General features: G+C 63.4%; 15 protein-coding genes. 2 read left to right on the top strand and 13 right to left on the bottom strand.

What is annotated here, in order from left to right:
- Positions 1-12: 12 nt before the first annotated feature.
- The gene (locus VGE08_RS11900; RefSeq protein WP_331068106.1) at positions 13-579 is read left to right on the top strand and encodes a cob(I)yrinic acid a,c-diamide adenosyltransferase; all 567 of its coding nucleotides are present in this window, start codon (positions 13-15) and stop codon (positions 577-579) included.
- Here the strand turns inward: VGE08_RS11900 and VGE08_RS11895 are convergent.
- The 11 genes from VGE08_RS11895 to VGE08_RS11845 form a co-directional block, all read right to left on the bottom strand.
- The gene (locus tag VGE08_RS11895; RefSeq protein ID WP_331068105.1) at positions 576-2216 is read right to left on the bottom strand and encodes a hypothetical protein; all 1641 of its coding nucleotides are present in this window, start codon (positions 2214-2216) and stop codon (positions 576-578) included. The genes VGE08_RS11900 and VGE08_RS11895 overlap by 4 nt on opposite strands.
- Positions 2217-2267: 51 nt before the next feature.
- Positions 2268-3116: a KPN_02809 family neutral zinc metallopeptidase gene (gene ypfJ, locus VGE08_RS11890; protein WP_331068104.1), complete on the bottom strand. Its 849-nt coding sequence runs from the start codon at positions 3114-3116 to the stop codon at positions 2268-2270.
- A gap of 166 nt (positions 3117-3282) precedes the next feature.
- Positions 3283-4167, bottom strand: coding sequence for a protease HtpX (gene htpX / locus VGE08_RS11885; RefSeq protein ID WP_331068103.1), 885 nt, complete (start codon positions 4165-4167; stop codon positions 3283-3285).
- Positions 4168-4330: 163 nt separating this feature from the next.
- Positions 4331-5572: a L,D-transpeptidase family protein gene (locus VGE08_RS11880; protein ID WP_331068102.1), complete on the bottom strand. Its 1242-nt coding sequence runs from the start codon at positions 5570-5572 to the stop codon at positions 4331-4333.
- 82 nt (positions 5573-5654) lie between these two features.
- A complete protein-coding gene (locus VGE08_RS11875) occupies positions 5655-6146 on the bottom strand; it encodes a TPM domain-containing protein (RefSeq protein WP_331068101.1) in 492 nt (163 codons plus the stop codon).
- Between the two features lie 15 nt (positions 6147-6161).
- The gene (locus VGE08_RS11870) at positions 6162-7085 is read right to left on the bottom strand and encodes a YgcG family protein (RefSeq protein ID WP_331068100.1); all 924 of its coding nucleotides are present in this window, start codon (positions 7083-7085) and stop codon (positions 6162-6164) included.
- A 39-nt stretch (positions 7086-7124) separates the two neighbouring features.
- Positions 7125-7772: a LemA family protein gene (locus VGE08_RS11865; RefSeq protein ID WP_349258687.1), complete on the bottom strand. Its 648-nt coding sequence runs from the start codon at positions 7770-7772 to the stop codon at positions 7125-7127.
- A 183-nt stretch (positions 7773-7955) separates the two neighbouring features.
- Positions 7956-10016 (bottom strand): M13 family metallopeptidase, encoded by a 2061-nt coding sequence (locus VGE08_RS11860; protein ID WP_331068098.1) that lies wholly within the window; start codon positions 10014-10016, stop codon positions 7956-7958.
- 91 nt (positions 10017-10107) lie between these two features.
- Complete coding sequence (locus VGE08_RS11855; RefSeq protein ID WP_331068097.1) at positions 10108-10854, bottom strand: class I SAM-dependent methyltransferase; 747 nt, start codon at positions 10852-10854, stop codon at positions 10108-10110.
- A gap of 10 nt (positions 10855-10864) precedes the next feature.
- Positions 10865-11728 carry an alpha/beta hydrolase gene (locus VGE08_RS11850; protein WP_331068096.1) on the bottom strand — a complete coding sequence of 288 codons (864 nt, stop codon included), beginning with the start codon at positions 11726-11728 and terminating at the stop codon, positions 10865-10867.
- A gap of 148 nt (positions 11729-11876) precedes the next feature.
- Positions 11877-12071, bottom strand: coding sequence for a hypothetical protein (locus VGE08_RS11845; protein WP_331068095.1), 195 nt, complete (start codon positions 12069-12071; stop codon positions 11877-11879).
- A gap of 112 nt (positions 12072-12183) precedes the next feature.
- On the opposite strand from VGE08_RS11845, the gene greB reads away from it, so the two are divergent.
- Positions 12184-12708 (top strand): transcription elongation factor GreB, encoded by a 525-nt coding sequence (greB, locus tag VGE08_RS11840; RefSeq protein WP_331068094.1) that lies wholly within the window; start codon positions 12184-12186, stop codon positions 12706-12708.
- Between the two features lie 60 nt (positions 12709-12768).
- Here the strand turns inward: greB and VGE08_RS11835 are convergent, their stop codons facing one another.
- On the bottom strand, positions 12769-13323 hold the full coding sequence (locus tag VGE08_RS11835) for a hypothetical protein (protein WP_331068093.1): 555 nt from the start codon (positions 13321-13323) through the stop codon (positions 12769-12771).
- Between the two features lie 100 nt (positions 13324-13423).
- The gene (locus tag VGE08_RS11830; RefSeq protein ID WP_331068092.1) at positions 13424-14842 is read right to left on the bottom strand and encodes a homospermidine synthase; all 1419 of its coding nucleotides are present in this window, start codon (positions 14840-14842) and stop codon (positions 13424-13426) included.
- Positions 14843-14981: the final 139 nt, after the last annotated feature.

The raw sequence follows: 14981 nt of genomic DNA, 5'->3' as shown, positions 1-14981 counted from the left end.
GAGCAGCTAGCCATGGGCCACCGCCTCTCGAAGATCTATACACGCACCGGCGACGACGGCACGACCGGGTTGGGCGATGGGACGCGCGTGGCGAAGACGCACGCGAGGATCGAGGCTTATGGCACGGTCGATGAGGCGAACAGTGCGATCGGCATGATCCTGGCCGTGCCGAATCTGCCGACCGAGGTTGCGACGGCGTTGACGCAGATCCAGCACGAGCTGTTCGATCTGGGCGGCGAGCTGGCGGTGCCGGGGTATCGAGTCATCACGGCGACTCACATCGATCAATTGGAAGACATGCTGGATCGCTTCAACGAGCCGCTGCCGCCGTTGAAGGAGTTCATTCTTCCGGGCGGCGGACCGGCGGCAGCCGCGTGTCACCTGGCGAGAGCCATCACCCGGCGCGCCGAGCGGTGCTCATGGGCGGCATCGAAGCAGGAGGAGATCGCGCCGGAAGTGACGCGTTATTTGAATCGCCTGTCGGATCTGCTATTCGTCATCGCGCGCGTGCTGGCGCGACACGAGAACGGGCAGGAAGTCCTCTGGAAGAAGACCACGCCGCAAAGCTCGAAACCCTAGTTCACCGCCAGCACGCTGGCGAAGTCTTTCTCCGGCGTGATACGCAGCGTGATCTCCTGCTCCAACTCGCGGGAGACGACCAGCGTGGCTTCGAAGCGGTTGACCATGACGGGGCGCACCGTCGAACCGCCAGGTCGATGCGTCAGCATGAAGCTATGGAAAGCGCCGGCGTGCGTCGCGGCGAACTGGACCAGGATGTTGATGCCGGCAGCATCGTCATTGATGCGCTCGTCGCAGATCACCAGGAACGCCTGATCCGCCGGCACGGCAGCGAATGCACCCGCGCTGCGCAACTCGCTCAAGAAATTGCCGATCTGACGCGTCACGCGCGCCCACGTGTGGGCCGTGTTCGGCATGCCCGCGCACCAGCGGGTGCCTCGCTCGATGGCGTTGATCACAAACAACGCGAAGCGGCGCTGCGCCAGGTACGACCAATCCGAAGAAGCGCTCGCCCCGCATGCCAACGTCCGCAAGGCTGGCCAGTCGCGATCCGGAGTGCGCACCGACTGCAGCACGTTGACCCCTTGAGCCGCCAGCGCCCGGCGATCCTGGCTGCTGACTTCGCGTGCCAGCTTGGCACTGGAACGCAGGATGGGCTCCGGCTCCCGCTCCGACAGCGCCGCGGCAACCGCCTCGCCGGAGCGAGACAACAGCCCGGCCACCGCGCCACCGTTACCAAAAACCTCGACTCGCCCGCGCAATCGATCCATCGCAGCAATACGCGGAAAGAACATCAGCGCATTGTCACTGCGAAAATCCAGCGCCTTGATGGAGCGGAGCGCGTGGGCCGCGCTTTCCCATGGTGACGGCGGATCGACGATGAGCATCGCCCGCTTGTCCCGACAGAAGCGGGCCGCGATCAGCAGTGCGCTCACCCCCACGTCGACGACGCGAGCCAGCGGCGGGATATAAACAAAGGCCAGATCGTCGACGCCTTCCAAAGCAAACAAGCCCGTGCCGCGCGCTGCCGAGCCGATGATGTCGTAGTCGGTGATGGGCTTGCCGTCGTCGCCATCGGGATTGGAGCTGACGTAACCCACCGGCAGGTTCGTACCCGGCATGAGCGTGCGATCGGGCCGCGCCAACGGCACCGAACCCCGCACCCGCATCAGGTCCGATTTCGCCAGCACGGTGGCGACGAAACGAGGCGATTGCGGATCGACCGACAAGCCGCGATACGTTTCCTGCTGTTCGACGCGTTCCGAGCCGGGCGAGCGCACCCGCTGGATGACCAGATTGAAAGACTGCTCGTCGCCGGCCTGCACATGGTCGTAATCGATCGAAGCCCGCAGGAACTCACGCGTGCCCGGCGCGCAAGCTTCGAGCCGCAGTGTTTCGCGGCCGCACTTGAGAGAAAGGGTGACTGGCGCGGCGCCATTCGCAACGCGAACGATGACTGCCTGGCGGCCGCCCTGCTCGAAGAAATGCTCGACGGCGTAGGCAAGCGGGCTCGGCTGCCACAGCCCGCCGAAGTGCTGCTGAAAATCGGCGAAGCTGCGAACGATGATGGGCTGATCGAGGGGACCCCGAAGAGTGCGGCCGACGAATGCGGTCAACTGCGCGCTGGCACGCGCAATCGGCTGGTCCGCACCGGACGTAGCATCAAACTGGATACTCGCGAGCGTTTGCTCCCGCACCGAACCTCCCCAGGTGTGTGCGGAGCGTAAGTTATCATAGGTGTCGCCGGGTTAAAGCGAATTCGCTGCGAAAGTATCGCAATCGCGCACCGAACCGCTCTCGAAACCACGTTTGAACCAGCGCACGCGCTGTGCCGAGCTGCCATGTGTAAACGACTCCGGCGCCACATAGCCCTGTCCTTGCTTCTGCAAGCGGTCATCGCCGATGGCGGCCGCAGCGTTCAAGCCTTCCTCGATATCACCCTGCTCCAGCAGCTGACGCGAACGATCGGCGTTGTGCGCCCAGATTCCGGCGAAGCAGTCGGCTTGCAGTTCCTGCCGCACTGACAGCGCATTCGCCTGCGCTTGGCTGGCACGCTGCCGTGCCGCCATGTTTCGTTCCGAAATGCCCGTCAGAGTCTGCACGTGATGGCCGATCTCGTGGGCGATCACATAGGCCTGCGCGAAGTCGCCGGGCGCGCCGAAGCGGTCCTGCAATTCCTGATAGAAGGACAGGTCGATGTAAACCTTGCGGTCGCCGGGACAATAGAACGGCCCGACCGCCGCCTGCGCGAAGCCGCAAGCCGACTCCACTGCGCCGGAGAACAGCACCAGTTTCGGCTGATCGTAGGTCGAGCCGGCTGCGTTGAAGATCTCGCCCCATGTTTCCTCAGTATCCGCCAGCACCACGCCGATGAACTCGCGCAGTTGCGCTTCCTCCGGACTTTCCTGGTACGGCCCTTCTTCGGAAGTGGGCGCCGAAGGTTGGACGCCCTGCAGGACCACGGACGGGTCCTGGCCAAAGTAGATCGCGACCAGCGCCAGCAGGATGGTGCCGATGCCAATGCCGCCGGCGCGCCCGAAACGGACGCCACGCCGGTCTTCGATATTCGAGCTGCCTTGCCGGCCTCGCCAACGCATGACGCACCCCGCCGAGAAATTGTCGGTAGAGCTTATACGGAGTTCGGAACCGAAGTGTTCCGGTGGGAGAAGTTTTCTATGGAGTCATGCTGCCGCGTTCAAGCGTTTGCCGGCGACGGCGGCCTACGAGAACCTGGCCGCCGTCGTAGCGGAAACGTAGCTCGGCTCATGCTGCCTGGCGCAGGGCGGCAATGCGCTCTTCCAGCGGCGGATGCGTCATGAACAGACGCTTCAACCCGCCGGGCGCCTTATCCGTGCTGATGCCAAAGGCCTGCATCGAATCCGGCAGCGGCGCCGCGTGCGCACGACGCAGCCGATCCAGCGCGCCGATCATGTTCTCGCGGCCGGCCAGGTGCGCGCCGCCCGCGTCGGCACGGAACTCACGATATCGCGAGAACCACATGACGATCATGCTGGCGAGAATGCCCAACACCAGCTGCGCGATGATGACGGTGATGAGAAACGCCGGACCGTGACCGCGTTCGGTCTTGAACACGACGCGGTCAATCGTGTAGCCGATGACCCGCGACAGGAACACCACGAAGGTATTCACCACGCCCTGAATCAGGGTCAACGTCACCATGTCGCCGTTCGCAACGTGACTCACCTCGTGAGCAAGCACGGCCTCGGCTTCGCGTTGTGACATACCGCGCAACAGGCCGCTGCTGACTGCCACGAGCGCGTTGTTGCGATTCGCGCCGGTCGCGAACGCATTCATGTCCGGCGAATCGAAAATACCGACTTCAGGCATGCCGATGCCCGCGGCCTGCGCCTGCTTGCGCACGGTCTCGACCAGCCATGCCTCGCTGGCATTGGTGGGCTGCTCGATGACGCGCACGCCCATGCTGCGCTTGGCGATGAACTTGGACAGCGCCAGCGAGATCAGCGAGCCGGAGAAACCGACCACCGCCGAAAATATCAGCAGATTGTTCATGTCGAGGCCGGTGCCCTGCTCGTTGAGGATGCGATCGACGCCCAGCAGGCGCAGCGTGACGCTCAGAACCAGCAGGATGGCTACGTTGGTGGCGACGAACAGCAATATTCGCTTCATGGCGGACTCGGGTTACTCGCTTGCGGGATGCACAACTCGAATGAATCGGGTCGTATGAAATCGGCAGACGGACGCAACGATCGCACGCAGCCGACCTGCGGATGATATGCGGCCAGCCGTCCGCTCCTTCAAGCGGACCGCCGGTCGCAGCAAACGCGGGGGCTTACGAGCCGCTGGCGGCGCCAGCAGGCTTGGCGGCAGTCTTCTTGTCTTGCGGAGCCGTCTTCTTCTTGGGCAACGGCAAACCGTTGCGCACCGCCTCAAACTCTTCGGCGAGGAACAGACCTTCCTCGGTGTAATTCCAGGTAGCACCTTCCGGCACGCGGTTCTCCACGTGGCGCGCCTCGGCCAGATAGCTCTCGATCGTCACATCGCGGCGCGACACCGGCATCGAAATGCCACGCCGCTGCTTCACCATCGCGTTGACCAGCTCCAGATCGACCGCCACGTCGTGATCCTCGAGCTTCTGCCGCATCTCGTCGCTGATGCTGGTGTTGAGCAGCGCTTCGGCGGCTTCGGGATGCTCGCGCTCGTCGTCTTCGAGGATCGGGAAGACCTGCGCGTACAACTCGCCACGGTGCCAGCCGAACACGAACGGCTGATTCACCACGGTGACCTTGGTGCCCACCGGAATCTGGTCGTAGAGCTCGGCGATGTCCTCGGGATAGAACCGGATGCAGCCATGGCTGGAGCGCATGCCCACGCCATAGGGCTTGTTGGTGCCGTGGATCAGATAGCTCGGCCAGCCGAGCACCATCTTGTACGCGCCCAGCGGATTGTCCGGCCCCGGCGGCACACGCGCCGGCAACGGATCGCCCGCCTCCTTGTGTTCCTTGCGCACCGACAACGGCGGCGTCCAGGTCGGATTCTTCTGCTTGCTGACCACCTTGGTGGTGCCGACCGGCGTCTCCCAGCCCACCTTGCCAATGCCGATCGGATGCGTGATCACGGTCCGCATGCCGTCATCGACTTCGCCCTTCTTCAGCTTGGGCGGCTTGGGGAAATAGAAGACCCGCAGTTGTGCAAGATTTACCACCAGGCCGTCGCGCGGCCCCTTGGGTAACACGAACTGGGTGGGTACGACGATGGCGCGACCGACGCCAGGCAGCCAGGGATCGACACCGGGATTGGCGCGCAGCAGCTCTTCGTAACCCACATTGAAGCGCCGTGCGATATCGGGAAGCGTGTCCTCGCCCTGCACGTGCGTAATCTGAACTTCGCCGACCACCTCGTCCGTCTTGGGATCGAAGCGGAATTTATGTGTCGCCAGCGGCGCCTCGATCGGCGGCGGAGCAGGTGGGGGCGGCGGGGGCTCGGCTTTCCGGGTGATTTGGCAACCGGCGGCCACCAGGGCCGCGGCCAGCAATACCACGCGGCCAAGCACGGGACGGATCGACAGGTTCATGGGGTACTTATTACCTTATTGGCCCACGGTTTTCCATTTCGAACGCGTTATCTGCGCCGGCCACGCGCCCGGCGCCGGCACGTCATAACACCACCGGCCGGTCCGGCAGCTCGTTGCGATCCACCACTGGAAAGTGTCGCGCGATCAACAAGCCCGCTGCCTGAATGCCGCTGATCACCGCATCAGCCGCCGCCCCCTGGCTGAACAGCTGCTCCATGCGGTGACAAACGTCGCTCCACTGCTGGGTGCTGACACGCCCGTTGAAACCACGATCGGCAACGATCTCGACGTCGTGATCGGCCCAGAGGACGTAGATCAGCACGCCATTGTTTAGTTCGGTATCCCAAACGCCCAGTTGCGCGAAGGCCTGCAATGCGCGCTGCCGCGGGGTCAGGTCGCTGAACAGTTCGCCTGGATCGAGACTCGCCTCGAGGGCGACGCGAATTTCGCCGCCGTGCGTTTTCTCCGTGTCGGTAATCGCCTGTTCGATCGCCACCAGCGCGGCGTCGCCGAAGGCACGGCGCAGGGCGCGCCGAGGCAGGAAGATGTGTCGGGCAAGTCGACTGAGATTCATGAGCCCGTGCCTCACTCACCACCGGCCGGAGGCGCCGCCGCCGCTGAAGCCGCCACCACCGCCGCTCCAACCACCGCCGCCACCAAATCCACCACCACCGAAGCCGCCGCCCCAGCCACCGCCACCCCAACCGCGGTGGCGATTGCTCCAGCCGCGACCGCCGCCAAATCCGCCGGTCAGCAATGTGAACAGGAACGCGAGCACCGCGGCGCCGATGGAAATCGCCAGCACACTGGTCAGCGCCCACACGATCAGGCCGGCAATGCCCGCCGTGGCACCGGCTCCGCCGACTCTGCCAAGCATGCTTCGCAATATTCCGCCGCCGACGATAACAAACATGAGCAACAGCGGCAGTGCATTGCCGATGCCATCGGACTGACGCGACGAGCGGCGCTCGGGTTCGGGCAGCGGCTCGCCTTCGATGACCGCGATGATGCGCGTGATGGCCGCGTTGATACCGCCCGCGAAGTCGCCTTCGCGAAAGTGCGGCACGATGACTTGAGAGATGATGCGGCTGGCGATGACGTCGGGCAGCGCGCCTTCCAGGCCGGTACCCACCTCGATGCGCACGGCACGATCGTTCTTTGCCACCAGCAAAATGACGCCGTCATCCGGCTCCGCGCGGCCGATCTTCCACGCATCCGCGACGCGGATGGAATATTCCTCGATGGTTTCCGGCTGCGTGGTCGGCACGATCAGCACGGCGATCTGGCTGCCCTGCTCCGCCTCGAACTGACGCAAGCGGTTTTCCAACGCAGCTTTTGCTTCAGGGCTCAGCGTCTGCGTGAGATCCGTCACTGGCGAAGTCAGCGGCGGCACAGGAACGGGCTGGTCCTGCCCGAACGCCGTGAACGTCAGCAGCAGCGTCAGCAACAGCAGCCAGGAGAGCGCAATCCGCGGCTTGGGCCAGCGATCGCGGCGGTTGGCAAGAGCAGTCATCGAGATGGTCGCGCCGTGCTCGAACTCAATACGGCCGCTTCAACCAGGCTGCCTCTCGAGCTGCGGCTGTGTCTGTTGCTGCTGCGGTCCCGATTCCGTTCGTCCGAAATCCACGGCGGGCGGGCGCGCGATCTCGCGCTCGTTCTCCACTGTGAAATTCTGTTTCGGAGTGTGGCCGAAGACTTTCGCGGTGAGATTCGTTGGGAACGAACGCACGGTGACGTTGTACGTTTGCACCGCTTCTATGTAACGTTTGCGCGCCACCGCGATACGATTTTCGGTGCCCTCCAATTGCGCACGCAGATCATCGAAGCCGGAAATGGATTTCAACTCGGGGTAGCGCTCCACCACCACCATCAGCCGCGACAGCGCCTGGCTCAGCTCGCCTTGCGCGGCCTGCCACTGCTGGAACGCCTGCGGATTGTTGATCAGCTCCGGGGTCGCCTGGATGGAAGTAGCACGGGCGCGCGCTTCCACCACGCTGTCCAGAATGTCCTTTTCGGCCTGGACCGCGCCCTTCACCGTGTTCACCAGATTCGGCACCAGGTCGGCGCGGCGCTGATACTGGTTCAGCACCTCGGACCAGGCCGCAGTCACCTGCTCGTCTTGCTGTTGCAGCCGGTTGTAACCGCAACCACTCAATAGCGCGCCAAGGAGAGCCAGCAAACCAATGCGCAGAAGATGCATGACGGAGCCCTTCGTAGTAGTCATGGCCGAGCCTGTCGCCAGTGCCAGACGGCACACTGGGGACCCGTCAGCCAAACCGCTTGGGATGGGTGAGAGTTCCGCCGACAGCGACTGTTAAATTTGGGAAGGGCTCGCCGGGTTTCAAGCAGATGCCGGTGAATGCCGCACATGCACCGGCGAATGTCACCAGATACGTACGCGCTCGGCCGGTGGTTTGTACATCTTGTCGCCGGGCTGAACGCCGAAGGCGCTATAGAACTCCGGCAGATTGGCCACCACCGCGTTGGTGCGGTACTCGCTGGGGCTGTGCGGATCGGTGAGCAAACGGCGCCGCAACTCGTCTTCGCGGTACTTGCGGGCCCAGCCCTGGGCCCAACCGATGAAGAAGCGCTGTTCGCCCGTGTAGCCATCGATTACCGGCGCCGGCTTGCCTTGCAGCGACAGTTGCCAGGCGCGATACGCCATCGCCAGGCCCGCGACATCGGCGATGTTTTCGCCCATGGTGAGATCGCCGTTGACGTTCAGCCCCGGCAGCGGGCTCAGCGCGCTGTACTGGGCGCCGAGCTGCCTGGCGCGCCGTGTGAACTCTTCGTTGTCCTCCGGTGCCCACCAATCGTTCAAGTTGCCGTCGCCGTCAAAGCGCCGGCCCTGGTCGTCGAACCCGTGACTGATCTCGTGTCCGATCACGGCGCCGATGGCGCCGTAGTTGATGGCATCGTCCGCATCGACGTTGAAGAACGGCGGCTGCAGGATGGCGGCCGGGAACACGATCTCGTTGGTCGGCGGATTGTAGTAAGCGTTCACGGTCTGCGGCGTCATGAACCATTCGGTGCGATCGATCGGGCCGCCGAGCTTGGCCAGGTTGCGATCGAACACGACTGTCGCGGCGCGCATCTCGTTGCCGATGAGATCGTCGCGGCGGATCTCCAGCTGCGACCAATCGCGCCACTTCGTGGGATAGCCGATCTTGGTGGTGAAGCGCGCCAGCTTGGCGTGCGCCTTCTGCTTGGTGGCGGGCGTCATCCATTCGAGCGAATCGATGCCTTGCCGATAGGCTGCCATCAGGTTCGCCACCAGCTGATCCATGCGCTGCTTGGCGAGCGGACTGAAATGACGCTCCACGTACATCTTGCCGACCAGATCGCCGACCGCGCCGTCGACCGTATCGACCGCCCGTTTCCAGCGCGGCTTCTGCTCTTCGATGCCGGACACGGTGCGCTGATTGAACTCGAAATGCAGCTTCGCGAACTTTTCCGGCAGGTCCGGCGCGTAGGCGTTCAGCAGCTTGTATCGAAAGTAGCCGCGCCAATCGCGCACCGGGGTGGTCGCAATCACTTTGCCCAGCGTCTCGAAATAGCTCGGCTGCACGACGACCAGCGCTTGCGTCTGGTCCACCGGAATCTGCGCGCCCGCAAAGAACGCCTGCCAGTCGAAGCCGGGCATGAGCTTGGGCAATGCAGCCACTTCGTAGCGGTTGTATGTTTTCTCCGCGTCGCGATTCTGTACACGCGTCCAATGCGACTTCGCGAGCTGCGATTCGATGGCGAAAATCTTGGCTGCGACGCTGGCCGCTTGCGGCGTGTCGGCCGCGGCGAGCAGATCCTTCACATAGACCTGATACTGATCGCGGATTCCTTTCAAGCGCTCGTCGCTGGACAGATAGTAGTCGCGGTCCGGCATGCCCAGCCCGCTCTGCCTGATCACGCCGACGTAGTGGCTGGAGCTCTTGCGGTCCACCGAAACGTAGTACGCGAACGGATGCGACACCAGGATCCGCTGGCTGTAACCGATGTAGCGCGCCACGTCCTGTTTGGTCTTCAAGCCCTCGATCCGTTGCAGCTCGCCGGCCAGCGGCGTCAGGCCGCGCGCCTCGATGGTGGCCTCGTCCAGAAAGCTTGCATACAAATCGCCCACCTTCTGCACGTCCGAGCCCGCCGGCGCGTTGGCAGCCGCGGCGTCTTCCAGGATCTCTTTCAAATCCTGCTCGGCGCCCTCTTCCAGCAACGAGAACGCGCCGTAGTTGGAACGGTCGGGTGGAATGGTGGTGGCGGTCAGCCACTGGCCGTTCACGAAGCGATAGAAGTCGTCCTGCGGACGCACGCTCTTGTCGAGATTCTGCGAATAGACGCCGGAGCGCAGCGGGAAGGATGGCGCTGCCTCTTGCGGCGCTCGGGCCGGCGGAGTCGAACAAGCAGCGAGAACGACGGCGCAGCTGAATACGGCAAGCAGAGGTTTGACGTTCATGGACGAATCATAAACTGCCAACGGCGATTGCCAACGCACCGCGTGTTCAAGCGTGAGCGGGTCGGAACCTTCAGCTGAACGGCCGGCGCACTCATTGCGCTCGACCGACGCGCAGATGCAACGGCCAGGTCACTGTCCTGAGCGCCACCGGCGAGCCCCAGCAGGGGGCCAGCTCGGCCCGCAGAGCGGGCAAAGGATCTTGTCCCTTGTCACGCTTGTAGCGCTGTACTGCCGACCAGGTACCGAGATAGCCGATCAAGCTGTCCAGATCCCATTGCAACCGCAGCTCGAAGGCCGGCGCGCTGATTTCCTGCAGCGGAAATGGCAGATCGCGATACGCAGTCTCGACCCAGCGCCGCTCCGGCGGCCAGTAGCTGCCGACCACGTCGCTGTAGAAGTGCTTCACGACGGCGTCGATCTGCGGTTCCACATATGCCAGCCCGTAAGTCCACAACGCCAGCGCGCCGCCGCTCTTCAGCACACGTTTAGCTTCCGGATAGAAACGTTCGTGATCGAACCAATGTGCCGCCTGCGCAGCGACTACGAGATCCACGGTGCGATCGCGCAGCGCCGGCTGCTCGGCCAGGTTCGCGACATAGGCGACCTTGGGATGACGCCCGGCATTCTGGAGCTGCGACACGCTGCCATCGCTTGCGACCACCAGCGAGAAATGCTCGGCCAACCCGAGCGCCGCCTGGCCGCTACCCGTGGCGCAATCGAGGGCCACGTCTTTCTGGGGCGTCAGTGTCGCCAGGTACTGGAACAACTCGGCTGGATAATCAGGCCGATACTTCGCGTAGGCGTTGGCGTGACCGGAGAAATGATCTTTGAAGCTCATGTTGTCCAGCTCAGGGCAACTGCGCGAGGAACTGCTCCAGCGCGGCTCGACTTTGCGGCTCGTCCAGTTGCGGCACGTGACCGCGGTTCGCAATCGTCACGCCTTGCAGACGGGGATGCTCACGCTGCATGCGTTCGAAGACTTCCGTGGACAGCAAATCAGACAACGCGCCGCGAATCGCCAGCGTCGGCGTATCCTTCAGCGCATTGAACGCCAGCCACATTCCCTGCACCGCTCCTGGCGGCGGTTGAATGGTCCGTATCGCATCTCCGATGCGCGGATCGGCCTCGAGCTTCGGCGAGCCGGTGCTGTCCTCGCTGTAAGAGAGGCGCACGAAGTCCTGCCATTGCTGGTCGGTGAAATCGGGCAAGGCCTCGCCGAACACGTATTTCATCTGCTCGATGGCATCGTCCCAGCTGCGCGGCGGCGGAAAGCGGCCTGCGTAGCTGCGTATCCTGGCTGCGCCGACGGGATCGATTTCCGGTCCGATATCGTTGAGCACCACGCCGGCGAATGTCTGGGCGTGAACCGCAGCCATCAGCATGATCACCAGGCCACCGAGCGATGTGCCGATCGCGATCACACGATCCACGCCGATCTCCCTCAGCAACGACCATATGTCGTCCGCGTAAGTCATCGGGTGATAGTTCATCCACAGCGAGTCGTACTGCGACTGGCCTCTGCCTCGGAAATCCGGTGTGATCACTCGCCTCCCCGGCATGATCCGCAGCGCCAGCGCCTCGAAATCACGGCAATTGCGCGTCAGGCCGTGCAGGCACAGCACCGGCACCTTGCTCGGGTCGCCGGGGTAGTCACGATAGTAGAGCTTCAATCCGTCGCGCGAACGGTAGGTGTGTTCGGAGTAGATCGGCATGCTGGCAAGCATACCCTGCGGGCAAAAAAAACCCCGGGCTTGTGGCTCGGGGCAGAGAAGCGGACTTTCTGAAGGGAAGTAAAGCCCGCTAGGGGATCCAACACAAAACACTCAACTCATCAACAATCGACCCATCCACACTGCAACATCAATGCAACCGGGACCACTGCAGAACCTTGATATCCTTCGTGTCGCATTCGAAGTTCTTGGCCAGCACCGAAGCGGCTTCCTTGAGGTCGCCGCGTAGCATGGTGCGATTCACTTCGACGACGCCGCGGAACTCGCTCATACCCTTGGGAGCCCGTTCCTGCAGTAGAAAGTGTGTGTAGTACTTGATGCTCATGGGATAGCAGAGTAAAGAGCGCCTGATACGGCTACCGTGAAGGATTCCACAGAATTTTCGCGATTTGACGTTATCAGCGACCGCCTTACGAACACTTGGCAACCCGGCTCACATGTCCCGTTACCGACCGCCTCAACACCCATCCAGACAAAGGGGTTCAAAGTTCATCACTCCCAGGGGCGCACAACGACTCAAGGACGAGCTGGACCACCTGTGGCGTGTGCTGCGCCCGCAAGTAACCCAGGCGGTGCAGGAGGCCGCCGCCCAAGGCGACCGCTCCGAAAATGCCGAATACATCTATGGCAAGCGCCAGCTGCGCGAGATCGATCGCCGCGTGCGCTTTTTGCGTCAGCGCCTCGATGGCATGGTGATCGTCAGCCAACCGCCGTCGGATTCATCCAAGGTGTTTTTCGGCGCCTGGGTGACGCTCGAAGACGACAGCGGCGCCGAGAGCGAATACCGCATCGTGGGACCGGACGAGTTCGACGCCGCCCAGGGCTACATCAGCATGGATTCGCCGCTCGGGCGGGCGTTGCTGCGCAAGGGTCTGGACGAGGAGGTCCGCGTCGAGGTCCCCGGCGGAGTAAAAACTTATGTCATCACAGCCGTGCGCTACGAGCCGGCGGAGGACGCTTAGCCCGGGCGGTATCCCCTGACGGGAGAACTCTGACGGCCCAACCGGCGCATACACCGGTGCTCACAAGCCAAACAGCGAGAACAGGCTCCGGACCGGTCCCGGCGCCGCATCCAGATCGCGTTTACGGCGCTTGTGCATGCGTTCCTGCAGAGTCGCCCGCCGTTGGCTCAGCCATTGCTCGCGGTCCGTACCGGGCGGCGAGTGGCGCTTGGCGATCTGCGCCTCGCGGAATTTGCAGAAATCGCGATACGCCTCCAGATCGTGATGCAGATCACGGCTGACCAGCTCGATCATGATGGCCTGGTCCAGCGCCGAGGAAGTGCCCGTGGCCGGCTCGCTGAAACATGCCAGCGCGTTGATCAACCGCTGCGAGTCCTCCTGGCTCAGCCGCCACTCCGCGTCCTCGACCATCTCCAGCATCGTGCCCAGGCGCGAGTAACGTTCCCTCACGAAATCGGCGAGATGCGCCTGCGCGCCCTTCAAGTACACCTCGCGCGCCGCCGCGACGATCTGCTCGCTGGGTTGGGCGCGCGCCGCCGACTGACGCACCTGCGCGACTTCCGCGAGGTGCTGCAGATCGGCGTCGCCAAGCTCGAAGCTGACTTTGAAAGGCATGGATGTGACTCGTGACTGATGAAGGGTGACTGGCCGGAAGCGTGCAGCAGCGGATGCGACCTTGGCTTCCGACCAGTCCGTGGTCACGAGGGACGGCCCATCAGACGATCACGTTCTTGAACTGCCACGGGTCGCTCTTGTCGAGCCCCTCGTCGAACAGGCGATTGCGATCGAACAGCGGCGTCCAGTCGCTGTAGGCACCGACCACCGGGCCGAGATACGGCATGCAGATTTCCAGGTTGCGGCGGAAATCCATCTCGTCCGGCTCGACCATGCCGCGCTCCGGATTCTCCATCGCCCAGATCATGCCCGACAGCGCCGCGACGCAGACCTGCAGGCTGGTCGCCGTGTTGTGCGGCACCAGCTGGCGCGCTTCGTCGATGGACAGCTGCGAGCCGTACCAGTACGCGTTCTTCTGGTGACCGGCGAGCAGCACGCCGAGCTCGTCGATGCCGCCCGGCAGAATCTCTTGGTTGAGAATGCGCTTGTGATCCTGCATGCGCCAGTTGCGGCCGGCGAACTCGTGCACCGACAGCACCGCGTCATCGCACGGGTGATACGAGTAATGCACCGTGGGCCGGTACACGACCTTGTCGCCTTCACGATGCGACAGGTAATCGGAAATCGAGATCGACTCGCCGTGCGTGATCAGGAAGCCATGGAAGTGGCCAGCCTTGGGCGTCCACGTGCGCACGCGCGTGCCCGCGCCGGGCTGCATCAAATAGATCGCGCTCTGTCGGCCGAACTCATGATGACGGCCCTGCGGCGGCAGTTCCTTCTCGTGCGTGCCCCAGCCCAGCTCGGCCGGCTGGCAGCCTTCGCTGACGAAGCCGTCCACCGACCAGGTGTTGACGAACTCGTTGGCCTTCTTCGGCGTGTTGGCGACCTGCGTGTCGCGCTCGGCGATGTGAATCACCTTCACGCCCAGCCTGGCCGCGAGCGCCGCCCACGCTTCGCGCGACTGCGGATTGCCTGCGTCCACCGAGGTATCCGCCGCGAGATTGAGCAGCGCCTGCTTGACGAAGTGCGACACCAGGCCCGGGTTCGCGCCGTGCGTGATCACGGCCGTCGGGCCGCCTTTGAGTTGAGCGCGCAGTTCCAGCGCCTGTTCGCGCAGCGCGTAATTGCTTCGCAGCGACGGCGAAATATTCGAATCGGTGTAACCGCCCGGCCAGGGCTCGATGCAAGTGTCCAGATACATCGCACCCTTCTCGTGCGCGAGCTTGATCAGCGCGAGACTGGAAACGTCCACCGAAAGATTCAGCAGGAAGTCGCCGCGGCCGAGCATGGGCTCGAGCACCTGGCGATAGTTCTCCTGCGTGAGCGGCTGCACGATGTGCTTGATGCCGTACTCCAGCGCTTCCTTCTTGCCCATCTCGTCGGCGCTCACGATCGTGATGCGCTCGGGCGGCAGCGCGATGTGTCGCAAGATGAGTGGCACCACTCCCTGTCCGATACTGCCGAAGCCGATCATCACCAGACGACCGGGGAAGTTGAAATGCACTGGATATTGGGACATTACACTCACTCACGAACACGAGACGGGTTGATGAATGTCGAACCTCGGTAGCGAAAAGAACGCTGCGAACGACGGCGCGAAGTTTACTGACTTTTGCCGGCGCGTCGACCGTAACGAAAGTCGACGCCGATAAGTGCCC

This window comes from Steroidobacter sp., from assembly GCF_036406195.1.
GTDB lineage: Bacteria > Pseudomonadota > Gammaproteobacteria > Steroidobacterales > Steroidobacteraceae > Steroidobacter.
This window is presented reverse-complemented; position numbering and strand designations above follow the sequence as displayed.